At 73.0% G+C, this 21,698-nt stretch carries 20 protein-coding genes; 5 read left to right on the top strand and 15 right to left on the bottom strand.

Features of this window, described 5'->3' with window-relative positions:
• Positions 1-143: 143 nt before the first annotated feature.
• The 6 genes from cobT to ACGF3I_RS17245 all read right to left on the bottom strand — a co-directional run bounded on the left by cobT (position 144) and on the right by ACGF3I_RS17245 (position 8,962).
• The gene (gene cobT / locus ACGF3I_RS17270; RefSeq protein WP_393132752.1) at positions 144-3,800 is read right to left on the bottom strand and encodes a nicotinate-nucleotide--dimethylbenzimidazole phosphoribosyltransferase; all 3,657 of its coding nucleotides are present in this window, start codon (positions 3,798-3,800) and stop codon (positions 144-146) included.
• A gap of 341 nt (positions 3,801-4,141) precedes the next feature.
• The gene (cbiE, locus tag ACGF3I_RS17265) at positions 4,142-5,356 is read right to left on the bottom strand and encodes a precorrin-6y C5,15-methyltransferase (decarboxylating) subunit CbiE (RefSeq protein ID WP_393132750.1); all 1,215 of its coding nucleotides are present in this window, start codon (positions 5,354-5,356) and stop codon (positions 4,142-4,144) included.
• Positions 5,357-5,482: 126 nt separating this feature from the next.
• Positions 5,483-6,139: a GNAT family N-acetyltransferase gene (locus tag ACGF3I_RS17260; protein ID WP_393132748.1), complete on the bottom strand. Its 657-nt coding sequence runs from the start codon at positions 6,137-6,139 to the stop codon at positions 5,483-5,485.
• A 185-nt stretch (positions 6,140-6,324) separates the two neighbouring features.
• On the bottom strand, positions 6,325-7,173 hold the full coding sequence (locus tag ACGF3I_RS17255) for a MetQ/NlpA family ABC transporter substrate-binding protein (RefSeq protein ID WP_393132746.1): 849 nt from the start codon (positions 7,171-7,173) through the stop codon (positions 6,325-6,327).
• Positions 7,174-7,241: 68 nt separating this feature from the next.
• Positions 7,242-7,910: a methionine ABC transporter permease gene (locus tag ACGF3I_RS17250; protein WP_393132744.1), complete on the bottom strand. Its 669-nt coding sequence runs from the start codon at positions 7,908-7,910 to the stop codon at positions 7,242-7,244.
• A complete protein-coding gene (locus ACGF3I_RS17245) occupies positions 7,907-8,962 on the bottom strand; it encodes a methionine ABC transporter ATP-binding protein (RefSeq protein ID WP_393132742.1) in 1,056 nt (351 codons plus the stop codon). The genes ACGF3I_RS17250 and ACGF3I_RS17245 overlap by 4 nt, the downstream gene beginning before the upstream one ends.
• A 583-nt stretch (positions 8,963-9,545) precedes the next feature.
• On the opposite strand from ACGF3I_RS17245, the gene ACGF3I_RS17240 reads away from it, so the two are divergent.
• Together ACGF3I_RS17240 and ACGF3I_RS17235 are read left to right on the top strand one after the other, a co-directional pair.
• A complete protein-coding gene (locus tag ACGF3I_RS17240) occupies positions 9,546-9,905 on the top strand; it encodes a hypothetical protein (protein WP_393132740.1) in 360 nt (119 codons plus the stop codon).
• A 2-nt stretch (positions 9,906-9,907) separates the two neighbouring features.
• On the top strand, positions 9,908-10,324 hold the full coding sequence (locus ACGF3I_RS17235; protein ID WP_393132738.1) for a hypothetical protein: 417 nt from the start codon (positions 9,908-9,910) through the stop codon (positions 10,322-10,324).
• Positions 10,325-10,370: 46 nt separating this feature from the next.
• On the opposite strand, the gene ACGF3I_RS17230 is transcribed toward ACGF3I_RS17235, so the two are convergent.
• The 3 genes from ACGF3I_RS17230 to ACGF3I_RS17220 all read right to left on the bottom strand — a co-directional run bounded on the left by ACGF3I_RS17230 (position 10,371) and on the right by ACGF3I_RS17220 (position 12,647).
• On the bottom strand, positions 10,371-10,874 hold the full coding sequence (locus ACGF3I_RS17230; RefSeq protein WP_393132781.1) for a GNAT family N-acetyltransferase: 504 nt from the start codon (positions 10,872-10,874) through the stop codon (positions 10,371-10,373).
• A gap of 36 nt (positions 10,875-10,910) precedes the next feature.
• Positions 10,911-11,414, bottom strand: a complete 504-nt coding sequence (locus ACGF3I_RS17225) for a sigma-70 family RNA polymerase sigma factor (RefSeq protein ID WP_393132736.1) — start codon at positions 11,412-11,414, stop codon at positions 10,911-10,913.
• A gap of 72 nt (positions 11,415-11,486) precedes the next feature.
• A complete protein-coding gene (locus ACGF3I_RS17220; protein WP_393132734.1) occupies positions 11,487-12,647 on the bottom strand; it encodes a glycerophosphodiester phosphodiesterase in 1,161 nt (386 codons plus the stop codon).
• Positions 12,648-12,926: 279 nt separating this feature from the next.
• On the opposite strand from ACGF3I_RS17220, the gene ACGF3I_RS17215 reads away from it, so the two are divergent.
• Positions 12,927-13,556 carry a lysophospholipid acyltransferase family protein gene (locus ACGF3I_RS17215; RefSeq protein WP_393132779.1) on the top strand — a complete coding sequence of 210 codons (630 nt, stop codon included), beginning with the start codon at positions 12,927-12,929 and terminating at the stop codon, positions 13,554-13,556.
• A gap of 233 nt (positions 13,557-13,789) precedes the next feature.
• Here ACGF3I_RS17215 and ACGF3I_RS17210 read toward each other — a convergent pair whose 3' ends face one another.
• The 3 genes from ACGF3I_RS17210 to argH all read right to left on the bottom strand — a co-directional run bounded on the left by ACGF3I_RS17210 (position 13,790) and on the right by argH (position 17,372).
• Positions 13,790-15,286 carry an MFS transporter gene (locus tag ACGF3I_RS17210; protein ID WP_393132777.1) on the bottom strand — a complete coding sequence of 499 codons (1,497 nt, stop codon included), beginning with the start codon at positions 15,284-15,286 and terminating at the stop codon, positions 13,790-13,792.
• A gap of 38 nt (positions 15,287-15,324) precedes the next feature.
• Positions 15,325-15,876, bottom strand: a complete 552-nt coding sequence (locus tag ACGF3I_RS17205) for a TetR/AcrR family transcriptional regulator (RefSeq protein ID WP_393132732.1) — start codon at positions 15,874-15,876, stop codon at positions 15,325-15,327.
• A gap of 68 nt (positions 15,877-15,944) precedes the next feature.
• Positions 15,945-17,372 (bottom strand): argininosuccinate lyase, encoded by a 1,428-nt coding sequence (gene argH, locus ACGF3I_RS17200; protein WP_393132730.1) that lies wholly within the window; start codon positions 17,370-17,372, stop codon positions 15,945-15,947.
• A gap of 198 nt (positions 17,373-17,570) precedes the next feature.
• On the opposite strand from argH, the gene ACGF3I_RS17195 reads away from it, so the two are divergent.
• Both ACGF3I_RS17195 and ACGF3I_RS17190 read left to right on the top strand, forming a co-directional pair.
• On the top strand, positions 17,571-18,158 hold the full coding sequence (locus ACGF3I_RS17195) for a pyridoxamine 5'-phosphate oxidase family protein (RefSeq protein ID WP_393132728.1): 588 nt from the start codon (positions 17,571-17,573) through the stop codon (positions 18,156-18,158).
• A 99-nt stretch (positions 18,159-18,257) separates the two neighbouring features.
• The gene (locus tag ACGF3I_RS17190) at positions 18,258-18,947 is read left to right on the top strand and encodes a L,D-transpeptidase (RefSeq protein WP_393132726.1); all 690 of its coding nucleotides are present in this window, start codon (positions 18,258-18,260) and stop codon (positions 18,945-18,947) included.
• 48 nt (positions 18,948-18,995) lie between these two features.
• Here ACGF3I_RS17190 and ACGF3I_RS17185 read toward each other — a convergent pair whose 3' ends face one another.
• The 3 genes from ACGF3I_RS17185 to argB are packed head-to-tail and all read right to left on the bottom strand — an operon-like array spanning position 18,996 to position 21,659.
• Entirely contained in the window at positions 18,996-19,538 is a 543-nt protein-coding gene (locus ACGF3I_RS17185; protein ID WP_393132724.1) for an arginine repressor, read from the bottom strand.
• A 7-nt stretch (positions 19,539-19,545) separates the two neighbouring features.
• Complete coding sequence (locus tag ACGF3I_RS17180; RefSeq protein ID WP_393132722.1) at positions 19,546-20,742, bottom strand: acetylornithine transaminase; 1,197 nt, start codon at positions 20,740-20,742, stop codon at positions 19,546-19,548.
• On the bottom strand, positions 20,739-21,659 hold the full coding sequence (gene argB, locus ACGF3I_RS17175; protein WP_393132720.1) for an acetylglutamate kinase: 921 nt from the start codon (positions 21,657-21,659) through the stop codon (positions 20,739-20,741). Before argB ends, ACGF3I_RS17180 begins: the two co-directional genes overlap by 4 nt.
• Positions 21,660-21,698 lie beyond the last annotated feature (39 nt).

Raw genomic sequence — 21,698 nt, 5'->3', positions numbered from 1 at the left:
CGGCTCCGGGGGGGGGGGGCGCCCCCCCCCCCCCCGCGGGGGCCGGCGCGGCCCCCCCCCCCCCCGGGGGGGGGGGGGGGGGGGGGGGGGGGGGGGGGGGGGGGGCGGCCCCCCCCCCCCCCCCCCGCTCGTGCCGTCCTGGGCTACTTCTCGGTCACGCCGGCCGAGTCGAACGTGGCGACCTCGTGCATCGCGCGGGCCGCGCTCTGCACCACCGGCAGGGCGAGCAGCGCGCCGGTGCCCTCGCCGAGGCGCAGGTCCAGGTCGACCAGCGGGCGCAGGCCCAGCTTGTTGAGGGCCGCGACATGGCCGGGCTCGGCGCTGCGGTGGCCCGCGATGCAGGCGGACAGCACCTCGGGGGCGATGGCACGGGCGACCAGGGCGGCGGCTCCGGTGCTGACGCCGTCCAGGATCACCGGCGTACGCAGCGAGGCACCGCCGAGCAGGAAGCCGACCAGGGCCGCGTGCTCGAGGCCGCCGACCGCGGCGAGCACGCCGATGGGGTCGGCCGGGTCGGGCCGGTGCAGGTCGAGGGCGCGCCGGACGACCTCGACCTTGCGGGCGTGCGTCTCGTCGTTGATGCCGGTGCCGCGGCCGGTGACCTCGGCCGGGTCGACGCCGGTGTAGAGGGAGATCAGGGCGGCCGACACGGTGGTGTTGGCGATGCCCATCTCACCGGTCAGGAGCGCCTTGTTGCCGGCGGCGACCAGGTCGCGGGCGGTCTCGATGCCGACCTCGATGGCGGCGATGGCCTCCTCGCGGGACATCGCGGGGCCGGTCGTCATGTCGCCGGTGCCCGGACGCACCTTGCGGGGCAACAGGCCGGGTGTGGCCGGGAGTTCGGAGGCGACGCCCACGTCGATGACACAGACCTCGGCACCCACCTGATGGGCGAAGGCGTTGCAGACCGCGCCCCCGCCGAGGAAGTTGGCGACCATCTGGCCGGTGACCTCCTGCGGCCAGGGCGTGACGCCCTGGGCGTGCACCCCGTGGTCGCCGGCGAAGATCGCGACGGCGGCGGGCTCCGGGATCGGTGGCGGGCACTTGCGCGAAAGCCCGGACAGCTGGGCGGAGATGATCTCCAGCATGCCGAGCGCGCCGGCCGGCTTGGTCATCCGCTTCTGGCGCTCCCAGGCCTCGCCGAGCGCCTTGGCGTCGAGCGGGCGGATGCCGGCGACGGTCTCCTGGAGGAGGTCGTGCGGGTCCTCGCCGGGCAGCGCGCGGCGGCCGTACGTCTCCTCGTGGACGACCCAGGACAGCGGACGCCGCTTGGACCAGCCCGCCTGCATCAGCTCGGGCTCCTCCGGGAACTCGTCGACGTAGCCGACGCAGAGGTAGGCCACGACTTCGAGGTGCTCGGGCAGGCCGAGGGCGCGGACCATCTCGCGCTCGTCGAAGAAGGAGACCCAGCCGACGCCGAGGCCTTCGGCGCGCGCGGCGAGCCACAGGTTCTCGACGGCGAGCGCCGAGGAGTACGGAGCCATCTGCGGCTGCGTGTAGCGGCCGAGGGTGTGCCGGCCGCCGCGGGTCGGGTCCGCGGTGACCACGATGTTCACCGGGGTGTCGAGGATCGCCTCGATCTTCAGTTCCTTGAACTGCTTGGCCCGGCCCTTGGGCAGCGACTTGGCGTACGCCTCGCGCTGGCGCTGGGCGAGTTCGTGCATGGTGCGGCGGGTCTCGGCGGACCGGATGACCACGAAGTCCCAAGGCTGCGAGTGCCCGACGGACGGCGCGGTGTGGGCCGCCTCCAGGACGCGCAGCAGCACCTCGTGCGGGATCGGGTCGCTGCGGAACCCGTTGCGGATGTCGCGGCGCTCGCGCATCACGCGCAGGACGGCCTCGCGTTCGGCGTCGTCGTACCCCGGGGCGGCGGGCGCCTGCTCGGCGGGGGCGGCGGGCTCCTCGGCCGCGGGCGACTCGGGCCCGGAGGCCGGCCCGGCTGCGGGCCCGGCCACGGCCTCGGGGTGCGGCGCGGCGACCACGTCGAGCCGCTCGTCCTGGGGCGCGGGCACCCCGGCGGGAGCGGCGGCCGGCGCCTGTGTGCCGAGGGCGTCGGTCTGGGGTACCTGGGGTGCTTCGGCGGCCGGCGCGACGACGGGCTCGGCGGGCTGGGCCTCGGCCTGGGCCTGGGCCTCGTCGGCCACCGGCTGGGCCTGGTCCGGCTGGGCCTGGGGCGGTACGCCCACGGCCTCGGCGGCCGGCTCCGGCGCGCTCTGCTCCTCGACGGGGATCTGCGGCACGGGCACGGCCACGTGGGTGGCGGCCTGGCTCGACGGCACGGCGGCGGGCTGGGCCTCGGGGGCGGGGGCGGCCTCGGGGGCGGGCGCGGCCTCGGGGGCGGCCTCGGGAGCCGTCGGCTGCTGCGGAAGGGGCGCCGCCTCGGCGACCTGTGCCGCCTCACCGATCGGTGCCGCCTCCCCGGCGGGCTCGGCCACTTCGGGCTCGGCGACGGCGGGGGCCGCTTCGAAGGCCACGGGCTCGGCGACGAGCGGCTGGGCCGGGGCGCTTTCCGCGACGGGGGCTTCAGCGGCCACGGGCGCCTCGATAGCGGCGGGCCGGGCGACCGGCTGCTCCGCCGGGGCGGGCTCGGCGACGGCCACGGGGTCGGCGGGCGCGGGCACCGCCGCGGCCGAGGGCTCGGGAGCGGGCTGTTCGGCGACGGGCTGGGCCGTGGCCTGCTCGGCAGGGACGGCGTCGGCCTGCGCCACCTCGGCAGCCGGGGCCTCACCGGCGACGGCCTGCTCGGGCTCGACGGCGATCGGGGCCGCGCTCCCGGCGGCGACGGCCGCCTGCGGCTCGGGCGCCGGGGCGTCCGTCCCGGCCACCGGTACGTGCTGCTCGGCGATCGCGGCGGCGGGCTCGGCGGACGGGCCGGCCGGTTCGGCCGACGGCTGCGGCACGTCCTGCGCGAGGGGCGCCTCGGGGGCGTCCGGCGCGGGCGCGGCCTCCCCGGGACCGCCATCGGCGGCGGGCGCGAGGTGCGGGCCGGCCGGCACCGCGCCCTCGACCGGCACGAACTGGCCGACCGGCTGCGGCTGTCCGGGCTGCTGCGGCGCGGGCCGGGCATGGGCCGCCTGCTGGGCGACGAGCTGGTCCACGAGGAGCGCGGGCTGCTGGGCCACGTGGTCGGCAGCGGGTTGCGCCGCCACGGCCTGCGGCGCGAAGTCCTCCGGGACGACCGTTTCTGCAGAGGGCATGGGTGTGTCGAGTGACGCGTGGGGCGCGGAACGCTGCTGAGGCGTCCATGCCATCCCGGGCTGCGGCGGGTACTCACCGAGCTGCGGCCCCGGAAGCTGGGCGCCGGCCTCGTCGCGCGGGATGTCCAGGTACTCGGGGCCGGTGGTCGGCGGCCCCTGGGTACGGGCGGGCGCCGGGTTCACGGGAGCGCCTGCCGGGCCCCGGTCGGCGAGGGAGCGTACGACGCCGGCGGAGGCGTCCGGGACCTGCGGACCGAGGTGCAGCGGGCGGCGGTTCGGCGGCGGGGTCGCGCCGGCGGGCGTCTGCGCGGCGCGCACGCCGCCCAGATCGACCGAGCCGGTGTCGCGGCCGCCGCTCTCGTGGGTACCGGGCTCGGCCTGGCCGGGCGCGGACGGCACCTGGGCCATGACGGGGGCGGGCGCGGACTGCGGGTCGATCCAGGCGCCCTGGGCGCCCGGCATCAGGAGCAGATCGTCGTCGTCCGCAACGTTCTCGGAGGGGTCGAGGAAGGTGTAGGCGCCGGGAGCGGGGACGCCCGGCTGTTCCACCATGCCTGCGTTCTCCGGCAGTCCCTCGCCCGGGACCTGGCCGGTGTCAGTCATGCGTACCCCTCGCCCATCTGTAGTGCTCCTTCGGCCTGCGCCCGGGGCCGCACACGCGGGACGCGTGAGGCACCCGTCGCCCGGAACGCGTGCGCCGCACGGTTGCGAGCGGCCCGCAGGCATCAACGACACCATGCATTGTCGCGGGCCTCCGCGGCCGTGGCGGTCGGTCCCGGCCACGGAACGTGTGGGCTGCGCCACGTTGCGCGTCCCCCGGATGTGCCGTACCGCGACCGGGTCCCAAAGCGGGCCCCTTCTCCGGCCCTTGGCGAGCTGGGCGCCGAACGGCCGGGTGCGGTACAACGATCGGCCAGCCTACCCCCCGCGACGCGCCGGAGGAGTCACAGGGATCTTTCTTTCCGCCTTCCGGACAGCAGGAAGGCGACCGAGCGTTCGCGCTCCGACCAGGCGCTCGTGTCGAGGTCGACCGACTGCAGGAGGGCGCACTCGACTTCGTACCCGCCGGCGCTCAGCGCCGCCCCCACGGCCTCCGCCTCGTCACGGGTCGTCGCGTGCGCCACGATGCGCTCCGGCCTGCGGTCGGCGCACGCCGACACGACGACGGCGCCGCCCCCTCCGACGCGTACGACGTCGGGCTCCGGCAGCGATTCGAGGACGTGCGGGGCGCGCCCGCGGACGACCTGGATCTGGACGCCGAAGCGGCGGGCGGCGGCCTCGGTGCGCGCACAGGCCTCCGCGTCCGCGTCCACGGCGATGACCGCGGCGCCGAAGCGGGCCGTCTCCGCGGACAGCGCGCCGCTGCCGCAGCCGATGTCCCAGACGAGGTCGCCGACGCGCGGTCCGAGCCGGGCGAGTTGGGCGGCGCGCAGATCGGCGGACTCCCCCGGGCCGAGCCCGTCGCCGTACTCGCGGGCGGGCAGCGCCCAGCCGCGCGGCGCGGAGGGGTAGCCGGCGGCGGGACCGGCGAGCCAGCCGTCGCCCTCGCCGGCCGGGCCGCCGCCGAGCACGATGACCACGTTGGGGTCGCGCCAGGCGTGGTCGGCCGCGTTCTCGGAGGTGAGGACGGTGACCTGTTCGCGGTCGCTGCCGAGTTCCTCGCAGATGACGAAGGTGCGGTGCACTCCGTCCAGGAGCAGGGCGAGTTCGGCCGGTCCGGCGCCGGGCGAGGTGAGGACGGCGACCTTGGGGTGCGCGCGGCAGACGTTGACCGCGCGGCGCAGGGTGCGCGGATGGGCGACGACGGTCCGGGCGTCGTCCCAGGGCATCCCGGCCCGGGCGAAGGCCGCCGCCACCGCCGACACGGCGGGCACCACCTCGACCTCCAGGCCGTGTTCAGGGGCGCGCAGGGTGCGCACGACGCCGAAGAACCCGGGGTCGCCGTCGGCCAGGACGACCGCGCTGCCGCGGTGCCGGGCGATGCGGCGGGCCGCCAGGCTCACGCTGCCGAGGCGGATGCGCTCGGCGCCGGCCGGGACCTCGGGGAGCGCGAGGTGGTGGGCGGCGCCGGCGACCAGGGTGGCCGCGGAGAGCGCGGAGGTGGCCGCCGGAGTGAGGGGCGAGCCGTCCCAGCCGATCACCGTGACGCGGTCGGCCATCTTCGTCAGTCTCCAGGTGGGGTCGCGGCGGGGCGGCGGGGGTGCCGGGGGTACTCAGCGAGGGTAGCTCCGCCCCGGGGGCGCGTCCGCCGCCGAGGGCCGGTCGCCGGATCGGTGCGGGCGGTTTCAGTTCCAGTCGGTGTAGGAGGCGTAGCCGGCCTCGGCCGGCTGGTCGGCCATGCCGTCGAGGTCCTCGGGGAGCAGGCTCCACACGATGAGGTCGGTGCGGATGTCCGTCCAGCCGCCGTCCTCGGTCTGCGTACGCGCTATCCACGCGTTGCGCAGCACCCCTTCACTGATGCAGCCGATCTTCTGGGCGACCTGCTGGGACGCGGTGTTGTCGGCGGCGGTGCGCAGTTCGAGACGCTCGAAGCGCAGGTCCCTGAACAGCCACTGGGCGGTGGCGAGCACGGCCTCGGTGGCGTAGCCCTCGCCGCGCGCCCAGGGCGCCACCACGTAGCCGACCTCGGTGGCCAGGGTGCGCCAGTCGGTGTTCTTGAGGTGGACGATGCCGACGAGGCGCTGGGTGAGGAACTCGGTGACCGCCAGAACGATTCCTCGGCCCTCGGTGCGCTCGCGCGGGGCGAGGCGGCGGATCCAGGCGTCGGCGTCCCGGGCCGTGTACGGGTGGGGCGCCGAGGTCCAGGCGACGACCTGCTCGTCGTTCATCATCTCGATGAGCGCGGGGCCGTCGGCGTCCTCGAAGGGGCGCATCACCAGGCGGTCCGTGCTGATGGAGATGTCCGGGAGCACCGGAAAGGGGGAAGTCATGTGCCGCTCCATGCCGTGGACCGCCGTGGGGGCCGGGGAGGCCCCGCGTCCTCCGTGGCCCGTGAACCTATAAGGGACCGTAAAGGCACAGCATGCAGCATGGGGGCCCCGGCGCGCATGGCCGGGTGGCCGCAGCGGCGAAGGCCCCGGACACCTGACGGGGTGTCCGGGGCCTTCGTACTGCCGTACCGCCAGGGCTACTTGGCGGGGCCGAACGCCGGGACGACGGAGCCCGCGTACTTGTCGGTGATGAACTTCTTGACCTCGTCGGAGTTCAGGAGCTTGGCGAGCTTCTGGACGCGCGGGTCGTTCTCGTTGCCCTGCTTGACGGCGAGGAAGTTGGCGTAGGGGTTGCCGTCGGCCTTCTCCAGGGCGAGGGCGTCCTTGGAGGGCTTCAGGTTCGCCTCGATCGCGTAGTTGCCGTTGATGACGGCGGCGTCCACGTCGTTGAGGGCGCGGGGCAGCGTGGCGGCCTCCAGCTCCTTGAACTTCAGGCCCTTGGCGTCCTTGATGTCCGAGAGCTTGGCGCCGGCGCCGGCGCCGTCCTTCAGGGTGATCACACCGTTGGCGGCGAGGAGTTGGAGGGCGCGGCCCTCGTTGGTGGTGTCGTTCGGCACGGCGACGGTCTGGCCGGAGGCGAGGTCCCCCAAGGACTTGACCTTGTGGGAGTAGACGCCGAGCGGCTCCAGCTCCACGTCGACGACCGGCACGATGTGGGTGTTGTTCTTCTTGTTGAAGTCGTCCAGGTAGGGCTTGTGCTGGAAGAAGTTGGCGTCGACCTGGCCCTGCTCGGTGGCGGTGTTCGGCAGGACGTAGTCCGTGAACTCCTTCACCTCCAGCTTGAGTCCGGCCTTGGCCGCCAGGTTGTCCTTGACGAACTTCAGGATGTCGGCGTGCGGCGTCGGGGACGCGGCGACGACGAGCGCCTTGGATTCGTCGGCCTTGCCGCCGGTCTTCGGGTCGGAGGAGGAGCCGCAGGCGGTGAGGCCGACGGCGAGGGCGCCGGTGACGAGGGCGGCAGCGGTGATCTTGGTGTTCTTACGCACGAAAAGTGCCTCTTTCTGGTGGTGCGGTGGGACGCCCGGACAAGGAGTGCGGGCTTGGGGAGATACGTTCAGGAGGTCCGGCCGCGCCGGGCGAGGAGGCGGACGGCGCCGTCACCGAGCAGCTGGACCACGGTGACGATCACGATCAGGACGGCGACCGTGATGAGCATGAAATTGGTCTCGAAGCGCTGGTAGCCGTAGGTGATGGCGACCGAGCCGAGGCCGCCGCCGCCGACCGCGCCGGCGAGCGCGGAGTAGCCGACCAGCGTGATCACGGTGGTGGTGGCCGCCGAGACGAGGGAGGGCAGCGCCTGCGGGAGCAGCACCTTCCACACGATGGTGGGAATGCCGCCGCCCATGGACTGCACGGCCTCCACGAGCCCGTGGTCGACCTCGCGCACCGCGGTCTCGACGAGCCGCGCGAAGAACGGGATGGCGCCGATGGACAGCGGCACGATCATGGCGCTGGGGCCGATGAAGGTGCCGACGGCCCAGGTGGTGAACGGGATCAGGGCGATCAGCAGGATGATGAAGGGCAGCGAGCGGCCGATGTTCACGATGACGCCGACGACCTTGTTCACCGGGCGGTTCTGGAGCAGCCCGCCCTTGTCGGTGAGCACGAGCAGCACGCCGAGCGGCAGCCCGAGGCCGATGGTGACGACGGTCGCCCACAGCACCATGTACAGGCTGTCGTAGGTTCCCTGGGACAGCAGCGGCTGCATTTCCGACCAGCTCACTTGGCACCTTCCTTGACCAGGTCGAGCGCCTGGCCGTCGGTCACGACGCTCTCGTCGACGACGTCCACCTGGAGGCCCTGCTCGCGCAGGAATCCGACCGGGACGACGTTGTCCTCGTAGCGGCCGGGCAGTTCGATCCGCATCCGGCCGATCTGGCGGCCCGCGACGGTGTCCATGGCGGCGCCGAGGATGGAGATGTCGATGTTGTAGGTCCGGGCCAGCTGGGAGACGACCGGCTGGGTGGCGGACTCGCCGTGGAAGGTCACGTCGATGACGGTGCGCTCGGGCCCGGTGGCCTCGCCGGTCACCGGGAACAGCTCGGCGGCCAGCTGCGAGCCCGGGGTCGCGAGCAGCTCACCGACGGTGCCGGACTCGACGACGCGGCCCTTCTGCATCAGCGCGGCCGAGTCGCAGATCGTCTTGACGACGTCCATCTCGTGCGTGATGAGCAGGACGGTGAGGCCGAGCTGCTGGTTGAGGTCGCGCAGCAGCTGGAGGATCGAGCGCGTGGTCTCGGGGTCGAGCGCGCTGGTCGCCTCGTCGGAGAGCAGCACCTTCGGGTCGCCGGCCAGGGCGCGGGCGATGCCGACGCGCTGCTTCTGGCCGCCGGAGAGCTGCGCCGGGTAGGCCCGCGCCTTGTCGGCGAGGCCCACCAGGTCGAGCAGTTCGAGGGCCTTGCGGGAGCGCTCCTTGCCGGAGACCCCGAGGATCTCCAGGGGCAGCTCGACGTTGTCCCGCACGGTGCGCGAGGACAGCAGGTTGAAGTGCTGGAAGACCATGCCGATGCGGGAGCGGGCCCGGCGCAGGTCCTTGCCGGCCCGGCGTCCGCGTCCGGCGAGCGCGGTGAGGTCGACGCCGTCGACGGTCACCGTGCCGGACGTGGGGCGCTCCAGGAGGTTGACGCAGCGGATGAGGGAGGACTTGCCGGCGCCGCTCTGGCCGATGACGCCGTACACCTCGCCCTCGCGGACGTGCAGGTCGACGCCGTCGAGCGCGGTGACGTCTCGGCCGCGCGACTGGTAGACCTTGGTCAGGCCCATTGTGGTGATCACAGGATTTCCGTCACTGTCGAGTGCGCGGCGCGGGGTATGCCGGGCACGGGGCAAACGTGTTCGGGGCGCGGCTCGGCCTCATCGGTGGATACCGGGGGCACGGTGTGCGCGGGGGCGGGCCGGTTCCGTGGGGTGGGTACGGATCCGGGCGCGGCCGTCGTGGTCTCGCTTCGGGGCGCGAGGCTCAGGCGGGGGCCCTCAGAAGGCGCACATTCGACACATACAACGAGCACCGGGCGTCGTCATCGCCTCGGTCGCAAGGGTGCGGCTGCTCGTCGTGGTCATGTCGCAAGTAAAGCAGAACCGGTCGGGGACGGATCAGCGATGTCCGTATACCGGACACTCTTGGACTGCGATGCGGACGGCGTCCCTCCGCCGCGACGACCCCTGATCCACCCACGCCGGCCTGCGGAGACAAGGCCGCCGGACCCCCGGCCGCCGGGTCGGTGGCGTGCCCGCCGACCCGGTGCACTGTGGTCAAGGCCACGGCCGCCCCGCCCGCGGCCCGGTCGGCCGCGCGTCCGCCGGACGAGGGGCGGGGGTGAGCGCATCGGGCCTTTCGGCCCGTAATACCCTCGACCCCATGCTCGATGCCCTGACGGTCGCGGTCGCCGCCGCCGCGCTCGCCCTCGCTGCCTGGTGCGGTTACGCCGCCTACCGGGACCAGCCCACCAAGGACTGGCACTTCATCGGCATGGCCGTGGTCGCCGTCCTGGCGCTGGCCCAGCTGGTCGTCGGGCTCGTGCAGCTCGGCCGGGGCGAGCGGCCCGAGCAGGGCGTCGCGATCTTCATCGCGTATCTGGCCGGAGCGTTCGCGGCCGTCCCGGCGGCGGGCTTCCTCTCGCTCTCGGAGCGGACCAAGTGGGGCTCGGTGACGGTGTCCGCGGGGGCCGTGGTCCTCGCCGTGCTCGAAGTGCGTCTCTACGACATCTGGGGAGGCTGACCATGACCGAGTCCGCCACGGACACCACGCCCGCCGAGAAGCTGGGCTCCGGGCCCGGCCGGGTGCTCCTCTGGTTCTACGGCGTCTTCACCGTGGCCGCGGCGTCCCGCTCGATCGTCCAGATGATCATGGACTTCGGCAAGGCCCCGCTGGCATACGTCCTGTCCGCGATCGCGGCCTGCGTGTACGGCTTCATCACGTACTCGCTGGTGCGCGGCGGCGAGAGGGCCCGCCGGGCAGCCATGGTGTGCTGCGCGGCGGAACTCCTCTTCGTCCTGGTCGTCGGCACCTGGACCCTGGCGGACGCCTCCGCCTTCCCCGACGCCACCGTGTGGTCGGACTACGGCATGGGCTATCTGTTCATCCCGGTGATCCTGCCCGTCCTCGGCATGCTCTGGCTGCGGCGCAACAAGCGCTAGGCACCGGGCGCCGGTTCGTCTGGCCCGGTTCGTCGGACCCGGTTCGTCAGGCGCTGGCGACGAACTCCTCGGCGGCCGCGTCCTTTTCGAGGGTGATCAGGGACAGGCGCCCGCTCACGGCCCGGGTGGCCACGGTCGCGTAGCCGTGCCTGCGGTAGAGCCGCAGGTTGGACTCGCTGCGGTGGCCGGTGAACAGCTGGAAGCGCTTGGCGTCGAGCCGGGCCGCGAAGTGGGCCTCGATGGCGTCCAGCAGCCGGCCGCCCAGGCCGTGGCCCCGCATCCGCGGGTGCACGATGAGCTTGTCGATGCGGCCGGTGCCCGACTCGTCCACCCGTCCGCGCACCGAGGCCACGATCTCGTCACCGAGCCGGGCCACCAGGGCGTATCCCGTGGAGAGTTCGGCCCTCAGCTCTTCGAGGGTCTGGGTCAGGGGCTGGATCGAGTAGTCGCCGTAGAGCTCGGCCTCGCTCTGGTAGCACAGGTACTGCAACTTCAGTATCTGCTCGGCATCCTGTGCGCCGGCCGCAGAGATGGTCACGCTCATGCCCATGTGTGCATGCCTCTCGCTCAACTGGTCCCCGATTGTCTACCGCTCCTTTCCCCCGCGTTCAGGAGCGGCAACCTCCGCCGCCAGCATTCTGCGCAGGCATCCCAGGCATCGGGAACGCATCGGCCCCAGGCTCCCCTGTGAGATATCCAACTCCCCTGCGATTTCCCGGTAGGTGGGGTCCTTCGGGGACAGCAGCGCCGTCAGCAGACGGGGGCAGTTCCCCGGGGTGCGGCCGACCGCGGCGTGCAGGATGCGGCGCCGCTCGGCGCTGAGGGCGGCGAGTTCGGGCCCGGGGCCCGGGTCGGCGGCCGGCGCGCCGGCGTACGGGCTCTCCCGGCGCCGCAGCCGGCGGGCCCGGCGCGCCTCGGCCCGTACGGCGCTGCGCACCCAGCGCGCCCGGGCCTGGGGATGCGGGGGCCGCTCCTCCAACAGCCGCAGCCAGACGGCCTGTTCGAGGTCGGCGGCGTCCACCCCGGTGCCGGGGGCCTCCGCCGCGGCCTCGGCGGCGAGGAGGGGGCTGAGCTCAGTGACGAGATCCATGCCCGGCGGGACGCGTCCGCCGCGGGGTCCGGTTTCCGCGGCGGACGCTTCTCACTCGTACGGGGTGGTGCCTCAGCGGGCCCGGAAGTCGGCCGCGGCGAGCAGCGCGGTGTCCGCGTTGTCGGAGAACACCGCGTCGATGCCGGTCGCGAAATACGTCCGGAACGCGCCGAACGCGTCCCCGTAGGCGTTGGGGTCGCTGCCGCGCCGGAAGTCGGCGGGCAGGAAGGTGTTCTCGTTGCGCATCGTGTACGGGTGCAGGATCAGGCCGCGCGCGTGCGCGTCCCGTACGAGGGTGGTGGGCCGGGTCAGCCTCCCGTCCGCGTCCTTGGGGATGATCAGGTCCAGGGTCGGGCCGATGCCCTGCGCGAAGGAGGCGATCCACCGCAGGCCCGCGGGCTTCACCAGGTCGTCGACGGTGCGCGGGTCGCCGGCCGCCACGAAGTCCCAGGGCCTGGTGCCCGCGTTGGAGAGCAACACCACCGAGGGCGTGTCGACGAGGCGGGACAGCCGCTGGATGCTGCTCGGCTCGAAGGACTGCAGGAACTGCGGCGAGTCGGCGCGATGGCGTCCGTAGCGGCGCAGCAGCGCGGCGAGCCGGTCCTCCAGGGGCAGGCCGATACCGCGGAAGTACGTGGGGTGCTTGGTCTCGCAGTGCAGCCAGATCCGGCGGCCCAGGCGGCGGCCCTGCTCCTGCGCCCAGCGCAGCACCTCCTCCAGGGTGGGCACGTCCCAGCGGCCGTCGTACAGCGTGTTGCGCTGACGGTTGGCCGGGATGCGCTCCTTGGCCCGCAGCGTCTTCAGCTCGGCGAGCGTGAAGTCCTCGGTGAACCAGCCCGTGACCGCGACCCCGTCCACGCTCTTGGTGGTCCTGCGGGAGGCGAACTCGGGGTGGTCGGACACGTCGGTCGTCGCCGAGATGTCGTTCTCGTGGCGGCAGACCAGGTGGCCGTCCTTGGTGGGCACCACGTCCTGCTCGATGACGTGGGCGCCGAGGTCGAGGGCGTGCTGATAGGAGCCGAGCGTGTGCTCGGGCCGGTATCCGGCGGTGCCGCGGTGCCCGATGACGTACGGGACGGGCAGGTCGCGGTAGGCGGACGGGTCCTGGCCTCGGCGCGGCGCGGCCGAGGCCGGTGCGGCCGGGAGCCCGGCCGCCGCGGCGCCGAGTACGGCCGCGCCCGCCGCTCCCAGCACGCTGCGCCGCGCGGGGCTCATCCGCTCACCCTCAGTCATGGACACTCCTCGGTCGTCAGTTCTGTCGAAGCGGAAGTCGAGCGTAGGCGGACCCACCTGAAAAGCGGGATGATTCGGGGGTACCCGGGGACCAACGCGGGCCGAACGCGGCGCAAACACATGTCAACAGCGCGTATCCACTTCGTGAACCCGATGTGCGATCAGCGGTGACCCGCGAGTATCGTCCTCACCTGCACCGACACATCCGACCCCAGACAGACGACCCCGGAGGGCCCGTTGTCCCGCTTCGCGCTCATCAAGGCAGTGCTCGGTCCGATCATGCGCCTGATGTTCCGCCCACAGGTGGAGGGCGCCGAGAACATCCCGGGCACCGGTCCAGTGATCCTCGCCGGCAACCACGTGACGTTCATCGACTCGATCGTGCTGCCCATCGTGTGCGACCGGCAGGTGTCCTTCATCGGCAAGGACGAGTACGTCACCGGCAAGGGCCTCAAGGGCCGCCTCATGGCGTGGTTCTTCACGGGCGTCGGCATGATCCCGGTCGACCGGGACGGTGCGAACGGCGGGGTGGCCGCGCTGATGACGGGCCGCCGGGTGCTGGAGAACGGGCAGATGTTCGGCATCTACCCGGAGGGCACCCGCTCCCCCGACGGCCGCCTGTACCGCGGCCGCACGGGCGTCGCGCGGCTCACCCTGATGACGGGTGCGCCCGTCGTCCCCTTCGCGATGGTCGGCACGGACAAGCTCCAGCCGGGCGGGGCGGGGATGCCCCGGCCGGGCAAGGTCACGGTGCGTTTCGGTGAGCCGATGGAGTTCTCCCGGTACGAGGGGATGGATCGGGACCGGTACGTGCTGCGGGCCGTGACGGATTCCGTGATGGCGGAGGTCATGCGGCTGTCGGGCCAGGAGTACGTGGACATGTACGCCACGAAGGCCAAGGCCGCCTGACCCGGGGGCCCCCGGCCCCTGCGGCTGCTCGCGCAGCACCCCAACTCCCCCAGGGGCGCGGGAAACTGCGCGACCAGCCACCACACACCGGCACCCAAACAACACCCCCCAACCCCCTCAGGGGCGCGAGGAACTGCGCGACCAGCCACCACGGACCCGCACCCGAACAGCACCCCCGGCCTCAGCCCCCAGCACCGGCGCAGCCGAGCCACCTCAGCGGAGCTGAAACAGCGTCAGGGGTGCTCCAGACCCTCCGCCAGGCGCTGCCCGCGCAGCAGGAACCACGCCGCCAGCGCAGTGGCGAACAGCACCCCCGCCCCCACGGCCGCCGCCGCCTGAAACCCCTGGGTGAACGTGTCCCGCGCCGCCGCGAGCATCGCCTGCGCCTGGTCGGCCGGCAGGCGGGACGCCGCCTCCACCGCCCCGCCGAGCGAGTCGTGCGCCTCCGCCGCGACGTCCGCGGGCACGCCGGCGGGCGCCTGGAACCCCCGGTAGATCCCGGTCACCACGGACCCGAGCAGCGCGATGCCGAGCGCCGCGCCCAGCTCGTACGCCGTCTCGGAGACCGCGGAGGCCGCCCCCGCCTGCTCCTTGGGCACGCTGGACAGGATGACGTCCGCCGTCACCGTGAAGGCGAGGCCCGCCCCGAGGCCGCCCACGAACAGCGCGACCCCCAGGGAGAGCACGTTCGTGTCGGCGCCGAGCAGAACGCACGCGGCCAGCGCGAGGCCGACCGCCGCGAGCCCGCCGGCGACCGCGCTGCGCACGGAGGCCCGCCGGGCGATCGTGCCGGCCGCGAGCCCGGCCCCCACCGCCCCGACGGCGGCGGGCAGTTCGATGAGCCCGGCCTGCAACGGCGAGCGTTCCTGGACGAGTTGGAGGAACTGGGAGAGGAAGAAGACCAGGCCCGACAGGCCGAGGATGGTCAGCAGATCGGCGAGGACCGCCCCGGAGAAGCCCCGGTGGTGGAAGAGCCGGATGTCCAGGAGTGGCGAGGCGAGCGTGCGCTGGCGGCGTACGAACCACACGAGCGCGCCGATACCGAGCAGGCCCGCGCCGAGGATGTCCCAGCGGAACCCCTCGACCGCCGCCTCCTTCACCGCGTACACCACGGCGACCATGCCGACCAGGGAGAGCCCGACGCTGATGAGGTCCCAGGGCCCCGGGTCCGGGTCGCGGGACTCGGGGAGCAGCTTGATGCCGACCAGCACCAGGACCGCCATCACCGGCAGGTTGATGAGGAAGACCGAGCCCCACCAGAAGTTCTCCAGGAGGAACCCGCCGACGACCGGCCCGACCGCGGCGCCCGCGGAGGCGGCCGCGCCCCAGATGCCGACGGCGAGGCTGCGTTCGCGGGGGTCGTGGAAGATGTTGCGGATCAGGGCCAGCGTGGAGGGCATCAGGGTCGCGCCCGCGACGCCGAGCAGCGCCCGGGCCAGGATCATCATCTCGGGGCTCGACGCGTAGGCGTTGAGCACGGACACCGCGCCGAACGCGACGGCGCCCAGGAGCAGCAGCCTCTTGCGTCCGATGCGGTCGCCGAGGCTGCCCATGGAGACGAGCAGGCCGGCGATGACGAACGAGTAGACGTCGCCGATCCACAGCAGCTGGGTGCCGGTCGGCTTGAGGTCCTCGCTGAGGAAGGGCGTGGCGAGGCCGAGCACGGTCGCGTCCACGGCGACGAGCAGTACGGCGAGTACGAGCACCGCGAGCGCGAGCCAGCGGCCCATCGGGCCGACGGCCTGGGGGGCCCGCCGATCGGTTGCGGTCACTTCTCCACGCTCCGCCGTGCGCCGCCGAGCAGCAACTCGACGATCATGTACTGGAAGTCCTTGGCGGCGACCCGGCCGTCCTGCACAGCCCAGGCGCCGGAGCCGATCAGCCCGTACAGCGCCTCGGTGAGCCAGGCGGGGGTGAGGTCGATGCGGAACTCGCCCTGTTCCTGGCCGCGCCGGAACAGCGCCGAGATCCGGGCGTCGATGCGGGCCCAGCCCTCGTGCATCTCCTCGCCCTCGAAGAGCTGGTTCTCGGTGACGAGGAAGGCGAGCAGCCCCGCGACCGGCTCCACCTCGCCGACCAGGCGGCGCAGTGCGTCGCCGGCCGCGTCCTCGTCGAGCCGGGCGCCGTCGAGGGCGGCCTCCAGCTCGCGGATGCCCAGCTCTTCGAGCGCTCTGACCAGGGCCTCGCGGCCGGCGAAGTGGCGATGCAGGGTGGCGCGCCCGATGCCGGCGGCCCGGGCCACCTCGTCCATGGTGGCGGTGGCCTTGCGGGTGAGGAGGGCGGCGGCGGTGCGGAGTACCTGGTCTCGGTCCACGGTCATGAGACAACTCTAGCCCAGGTGAGACATGAGTGTCTCACCTGGGCTCGTCGGCCGCGGGCGTGTGGGCCTTACTTCTTCGCGGTCGCCCATGCGTGCTGGACGGCCAGGTCCGCCTTGACCTCCGCGAGCTGGACGGCCACGGCCGAGGGCGCCGTGCCGCCGCGCCCGCTGCGCGAGGCGAGCGCGCCCTTGACGTTGAGGACGGTACGGACCTCGGGGGTCAGATGCTCGGAGATCTTCGCGAACTGTTCGTCGGTGAGCTGGTCGAGCTCGATGCCGTGCGCCTCGCACTCCTTGACGCACTCACCGGCGACCTCGTGCGCGACCCGGAAGGGCACGCCCCGCTTGACCAGCCACTCGGCGATGTCGGTGGCGAGCGAGAAGCCGGCCGGGGCCAGCTCCTCCATCCGCTCGCGGTGCACGGTGAGCGTCGCCATCATGCCGGTGAAGGCGGGCAGCAGCAGCTCCAGCTGGTCGCAGGAGTCGAAGACCGGCTCCTTGTCCTCCTGGAGGTCCCGGTTGTACGCCAGGGGAAGCGCCTTCAGGGTCGCCATCAGCCCGGTGAGGTTGCCGATAAGCCGGCCCGACTTGCCCCGTGCGAGCTCGGCGATGTCCGGGTTCTTCTTCTGCGGCATGATCGACGAGCCGGTCGAGAAGGCGTCGTGCAGCGTCACGAAGGAGAACTCCTTCGTGTTCCAGATGATGATCTCCTCGGCGATCCGCGACAGGTTGACGCCGATCATCGCGGTGATGAAGGCGAACTCGGCGACGAAGTCCCGCGAGGCCGTGCCGTCGATGGAGTTGCCGACCGAGCCGTGCTCGAAGCCGAGGTCGGCGGCGACCGCCTCCGGGTCGAGACCGAGCGAGGACCCCGCGAGCGCGCCGGAGCCGTACGGCGAGACCGCGGTCCGCTCGTCCCACTGCCGCAGCCGCTCGGCGTCCCGGGACAGGGCCTGGGCGTGGGCCAGCACATGGTGGGCGAAGAGCACCGGCTGGGCGTGCTGGAGGTGGGTGCGGCCCGGCATCGCGACGTCCGGGTGCGCCTCGGCGAGCCCGACCAGGGCGTCCTGGAGTTCGGCGATCAGGCCCCCGATGGTGCGGGCGTGGTCGCGCAGGTACATCCGGAAGAGCGTGGCCACCTGGTCGTTGCGGGACCGGCCGGCCCGCAGCTTGCCCCCGAGCTCGGCGCCGAGCCGCTCCAGGAGGCCGCGCTCCAGGGCGGTGTGGCAGTCCTCGTCGGCGACGGTGCCGACGAAGGACCCGTCGGCGACGTCGCTCTCCAACTGGTCGAGGCCCTCGATCATGCGCTGGAGTTCGTCCGCGGTGAGCAGGCCCGCCGTGTGGAGCACCCGGGCGTGGGCGCGGGAGCCGGCGATGTCGTACGGGGCGAGCCGCCAGTCGAAGTGGACCGATGCGGACAGCTTCGCCAGCGCCTCGGCGGGACCGTCGGCGAACCGGGCGCCCCAGAGCCGTACGTCACCGTTGTTGCTGCTCACAGCTCAAGCTCCTCAGAAGTGGATGTGCGGCCGCCTCCCCGCCGCGGAGGAACGGGGAGGCGGGCGTATAACGAGTCGCGCTTGCCGGAGGTCGCGCCTGGCGGCGATCCAGCGTTAGGCATAACTATGCAAGGCTCCGTATGTTCTGTCAACGCGCTTCCTTACGCCGACGGGCTCCACGGGCGGACAATCCTGTGCATGGGAAAGACTCACGAACGCATAGACGGACGGCTGCGCACCTTCATCGAGGAGCAGCACGTCTTCTTCACCGCCACCGCCCCGCTCGACGGCGAAGGCACCATCAACCTCTCCCCCAAGGGCCTCGCCGGTTCGTTCGCCGTGCTCGACGAACGGACCGTGGCCTACCTCGACTTCGCCGGAAGCAACGCCGAGACCATCGCGCACCTGCGCGAGAACGGCCGCATCACCCTGATGTGGTGCGCCTTCCAGGGGCCGCCGAACATCGTGCGCGTCCACGGCAGGGGCGAGCCCGTCTTCCGTGACGACCCGCGCTTCGAGGAGCTCCTCGGCCACTTCACCGCCATCGACCCGAGCCCGCACGGCCTGCGCGCCATCATCGTCGTCACCGCCGAACTCGTCCGCGACACCTGCGGTTACGCGGTGCCGTTCCTGTCCTACGACGAGGACCGCGATCTGCACGCCAAGCGGTTCGCGCGGGAGGACGACGACAGTCTGAGCGCGTACTTCGAGAAGAAGGACCACATCGCCGCCAGCATCGACGGCCTGCCGGGCCTGCCGCTGCCGCTCCCCAAGCGCGCGGTCTGAACCCGGCCGGTTACGGCCGGTCCGGGCGGGTCCCGCGTACGGAGCAACTCCGGCCGGTTCGGGCGGCCCGGCCGCGCGCCAGGGCATACGGTCCGGAGCATGCGCATCGCCGCCGTGCTCCTCGCGTCCCTGCTGATCCCGCTCGCCGTCCCCGCCCACGAGGCCCCGCTGCCCGAACGGCTGGCCGACACCGGCGGGGGCACCCAGCTGCTCACCGCCGAGGCGCCCGCCCCCGGCTCCACCACCGGGCGGCTCACCTGGTGGGACCGGCGGGGGCGGCGCTGGGTCGCGGTGGGGTCGGCGCCCGCGCGGTTCGGGGCGAAGGGACTGGTGGAGGGCGCGTCCCGGGTGCAGGGCACCGACACCACGCCGACCGGCCTCTACCCGCTGCCGTACGCCTTCGGCGTGGCGGCGGCGCCCTCCGGCACCCGCTACCCCTACCGGCGGGCCACCGGGCGGTCCTGGTGGTGCGAGGACAACGCGTCGCGGGCCTACAACCGCTGGGTGGAGGGGCTGCCCCGGGACTGCCGGGCGGGCGAGTCGGAGCATCTGACGGCGTACGCGAGCCAGTACGCCCGGGCGCTCGTCATCGGCTTCAACTACTGGCGGCCCGTGCACGGCCGCGGCGCCGGGATCTTTCTGCACGTCAACGGGCGCGGCGCGACGGCGGGTTGTGTGTCGGTGCCCGCCGAGGCGATGGAACGCGTCCTGCGGTGGGCCGACCCCGCGCGCGCCCCGCACATCGCGATCGGCACGGCGCACGGCCCGACGGCCCTCACGCGCTACTGAACCAGCCTGCCGCTGAAGGGAGTTGGGGGCCGGGGCCCCCGACTCCCGTCAGCGGTGGTCGTTCTGGGCGAGCCGCAGCAGATGCGCGGCCAGCGCCTGTCCGCCCGAGGGGTCGCGGCTGATCAGCATCAGGGTGTCGTCACCCGCGATCGTGCCGAGGATGTCGTGCAGTTCGGCCTGATCGATGGCCGAGGCCAGGAACTGGGCCGCGCCGGGCGGCGTGCGCAGGACCACGAGGTTGGCGGAGGCCTCCGCGGAGATGAGGAGTTCCGCGGACAGCCGGCGCATCCGCTCCTCCTTCGCCGATTCGCCGAGCGGTGCCTTGGGCGTGCGAAAGCCCCCCTCGCTGGGCACCGCGTAGATCAGCTCGCCGCCGGTGTTGCGGATCTTGACCGCGCCCAGCTCGTCGAGGTCGCGGGAGAGCGTCGCCTGGGTGACGCTCAGCCCGTCGTCCGCGAGGAGTTTGGCGAGCTGGCTCTGGGACCGCACCGGCTGCCGGTTGAGGATGTCCACGATCCGGCGGTGGCGGGCGGTGCGGGTCTGCGGTACGGCGGGGCCGCCCGGCTCGAAGTCCTGCGCCTCGTCGGTCATCGTCGTCTCATTCTCCGGATCGTCCGTCCCCGCCTGCTGCGTCGAGAACACCGGGCAGGGCCTGGAGGAACGCGTCCACCTCCGCGTCACCGATGATGAGCGGCGGCATGAGCCGTACGACATCGGGGGCGGGTGCGTTGACCAGGAAGCCGGCATCCTGAGCCGCCTGCTGCACCCGCGGTGCGAGGGGCTCGTTGAGCACGATACCCAGCAGCAGCCCCGCACCACGGACATGGGAGACCAACGGGTGCCCCAGCGCCTCGACGCCACCGCGGAGCTTCTCGCCGGTCCGCTTGACGTGGTCGAGCGCCCCGTCGGCGGCCAGCGTGTCGAGCACGGCGAGGCCGGCCGCGCAGGCGACCGGGTTCCCGCCGAAGGTCGTGCCGTGCATCCCCGGCTCGAACAGGTCGGCCGCGGCGCCGAACGCGATCGTCGCGCCGAGCGGAAGACCGCCGCCGAGCCCCTTGGCCAGGGTCACGACGTCCGGGTCGACGCCCTCGTGCCGCTGGTACTCGAACCAGCTGCCGGTCCGCCCGATGCCGGTCTGCACCTCGTCGAGGACGAGCAGCGTCCCGGTGGCGCGGGTGATCTCCCGGGCCGCCTTCAGGTAGCCGGCCGGCGGGACCGCGACGCCGATCTCGCCCTGGATGGGCTCGATGACGACGAAGGCGGTCTCCTCGGTCACGGCCGCCCGCAGCGCCTCGATGTCGCCGAACGGCACGTGCGTGACGTCGCCGGGCAGCGGGCGGAACGGCTCCCGCTTCTTCGGCTGGCCGGTGAGTGCGAGTGCGCCCATGGTCCGGCCGTGGAAGCCGCCGTCGGTGGCGACCATGTGGGTGCGCCCGGTCAGCCGGCCGAGCTTGAAGGCGGCCTCGTTGGCCTCGGCGCCCGAATTGCAGAAGTAGACCCGGCCGGGCCGGCCGAAGTGCTGGAGCAGCCGCTCGGCGAGAGCCACCGGGGGCTCGGCGACGAACAGGTTCGACACATGGCCCAGCGAGGCGATCTGGCCGCTGACGGCCCGTACCACCGCCGGGTGGGCGTGCCCGAGCGCGTTGACCGCGATCCCGCCCACGAAGTCCGTGTAGGCGGTGCCGTCGGCGTCCCACACCGTCGCGCCCGCGCCGCGCACCAGGGACAGCTTCGGCGTGCCGTAGTTGTCCGTCATGACCTGCTGCCAGCGCCGTGTGAGGTCCTCGTTGGTCACCGCGCTCCCCCCTGCCGTTCGCTCGTGTGCGGTCCGTCCGGCACGACCATCGTGCCGATGCCTTCATCCGTGAAGATCTCCAGCAGGATCGAGTGCTGCACCCGTCCGTCGATGACGCGCGCGGTGTTGACCCCGTTGCGCACGGCGAACAGACAGCCCTCCATCTTGGGGACCATGCCGCTGGAGAGCTCGGGCAGCAGCTTCTCCAGCTGGGTGGCCGTCAGCCTGCTGATCACGTCGTCGCTGTGCGGCCAGTCCTCGTAGAGCCCCTCGACGTCCGTGAGGACCATCAGGGTCTCGGCGCCCAGAGCAGCCGCAAGTGCCGCAGCCGCCGTATCAGCATTGACGTTGTAGACATGTCCGTCGTCCTGGGAACGGGCGATCGAGGAGATGACCGGGATCCGGCCGTCGTCCAGGAGCGCCTTGATGGCGCCCGGGTCGATCGCGGTGATCTGGCCGACCCGGCCGATGTCGACCAGCTCGCCGTCGATCTCGGGGCGGTGCTGGGTGGCGGTGATGGTGTGGGCGTCCTCGCCGGTCATGCCGACGGCCAGCGGCCCGTGCTGGTTGAGCAGCCCGACGAGTTCGCGCTGGACCTGCCCGGCGAGCACCATGCGCACGACGTCCATGGCCTCGGGCGTGGTGACCCGCAGGCCCGCCTTGAACTCGCTGACCAGGCCGTGCCGGTCGAGCTGGGCGTTGATCTGCGGGCCGCCGCCGTGCACCACGACGGGCTTGAGGCCGGACTGGCGCAGGAACACCACGTCCTGGGCGAAGGCCGCCTTCAGCTCCTCGTCGACCATGGCGTTGCCGCCGAACTTGATGACGACGGTCTTGCCGTGGTGCCGGGTCAGCCAGGGCAGCGCCTCGATGAGGATCTGGGCCTTGGGCAGAGCGGTGTGTTTACGGGTACTCACGGACGCAGCCCATTCCTTGGCGGGGTGGTGGCGGGAGAC

The organism is Streptomyces sp. NPDC048111 (assembly GCF_043202815.1).
In the GTDB taxonomy this organism is placed as follows: Bacteria; Actinomycetota; Actinomycetes; order Streptomycetales; family Streptomycetaceae; genus Streptomyces.
Note: the sequence above shows the minus strand (reverse complement) of the source record. Positions and strands in the feature narration are given on the sequence as shown.

Bases quoted from the DNA above. Each gene is read 5' to 3' on its own strand.
- cobT (WP_393132752.1), bottom strand. From the start codon at position 3,800: ATGACTGACACCGGCCAGGTCCCGGGCGAGGGACTGCCGGAGAACGCA.
- cbiE (WP_393132750.1), bottom strand. From the start codon at position 5,356: ATGGCCGACCGCGTCACGGTGATCGGCTGGGACGGCTCGCCCCTCACT.
- ACGF3I_RS17260 (WP_393132748.1), bottom strand. From the start codon at position 6,139: ATGGAGCGGCACATGACTTCCCCCTTTCCGGTGCTCCCGGACATCTCC.
- ACGF3I_RS17240 (WP_393132740.1), top strand. From the start codon at position 9,546: ATGCTCGATGCCCTGACGGTCGCGGTCGCCGCCGCCGCGCTCGCCCTC.
- ACGF3I_RS17235 (WP_393132738.1), top strand. From the start codon at position 9,908: ATGACCGAGTCCGCCACGGACACCACGCCCGCCGAGAAGCTGGGCTCC.
- ACGF3I_RS17230 (WP_393132781.1), bottom strand. From the start codon at position 10,874: ATGGGCATGAGCGTGACCATCTCTGCGGCCGGCGCACAGGATGCCGAG.
- ACGF3I_RS17225 (WP_393132736.1), bottom strand. From the start codon at position 11,414: ATGGATCTCGTCACTGAGCTCAGCCCCCTCCTCGCCGCCGAGGCCGCG.
- ACGF3I_RS17220 (WP_393132734.1), bottom strand. From the start codon at position 12,647: ATGACTGAGGGTGAGCGGATGAGCCCCGCGCGGCGCAGCGTGCTGGGA.
- ACGF3I_RS17215 (WP_393132779.1), top strand. From the start codon at position 12,927: ATGCGCCTGATGTTCCGCCCACAGGTGGAGGGCGCCGAGAACATCCCG.
- ACGF3I_RS17210 (WP_393132777.1), bottom strand. From the start codon at position 15,286: ATGGGCCGCTGGCTCGCGCTCGCGGTGCTCGTACTCGCCGTACTGCTC.
- ACGF3I_RS17205 (WP_393132732.1), bottom strand. From the start codon at position 15,876: ATGACCGTGGACCGAGACCAGGTACTCCGCACCGCCGCCGCCCTCCTC.
- ACGF3I_RS17195 (WP_393132728.1), top strand. From the start codon at position 17,571: ATGGGAAAGACTCACGAACGCATAGACGGACGGCTGCGCACCTTCATC.
- ACGF3I_RS17190 (WP_393132726.1), top strand. From the start codon at position 18,258: ATGCGCATCGCCGCCGTGCTCCTCGCGTCCCTGCTGATCCCGCTCGCC.
- ACGF3I_RS17185 (WP_393132724.1), bottom strand. From the start codon at position 19,538: ATGACCGACGAGGCGCAGGACTTCGAGCCGGGCGGCCCCGCCGTACCG.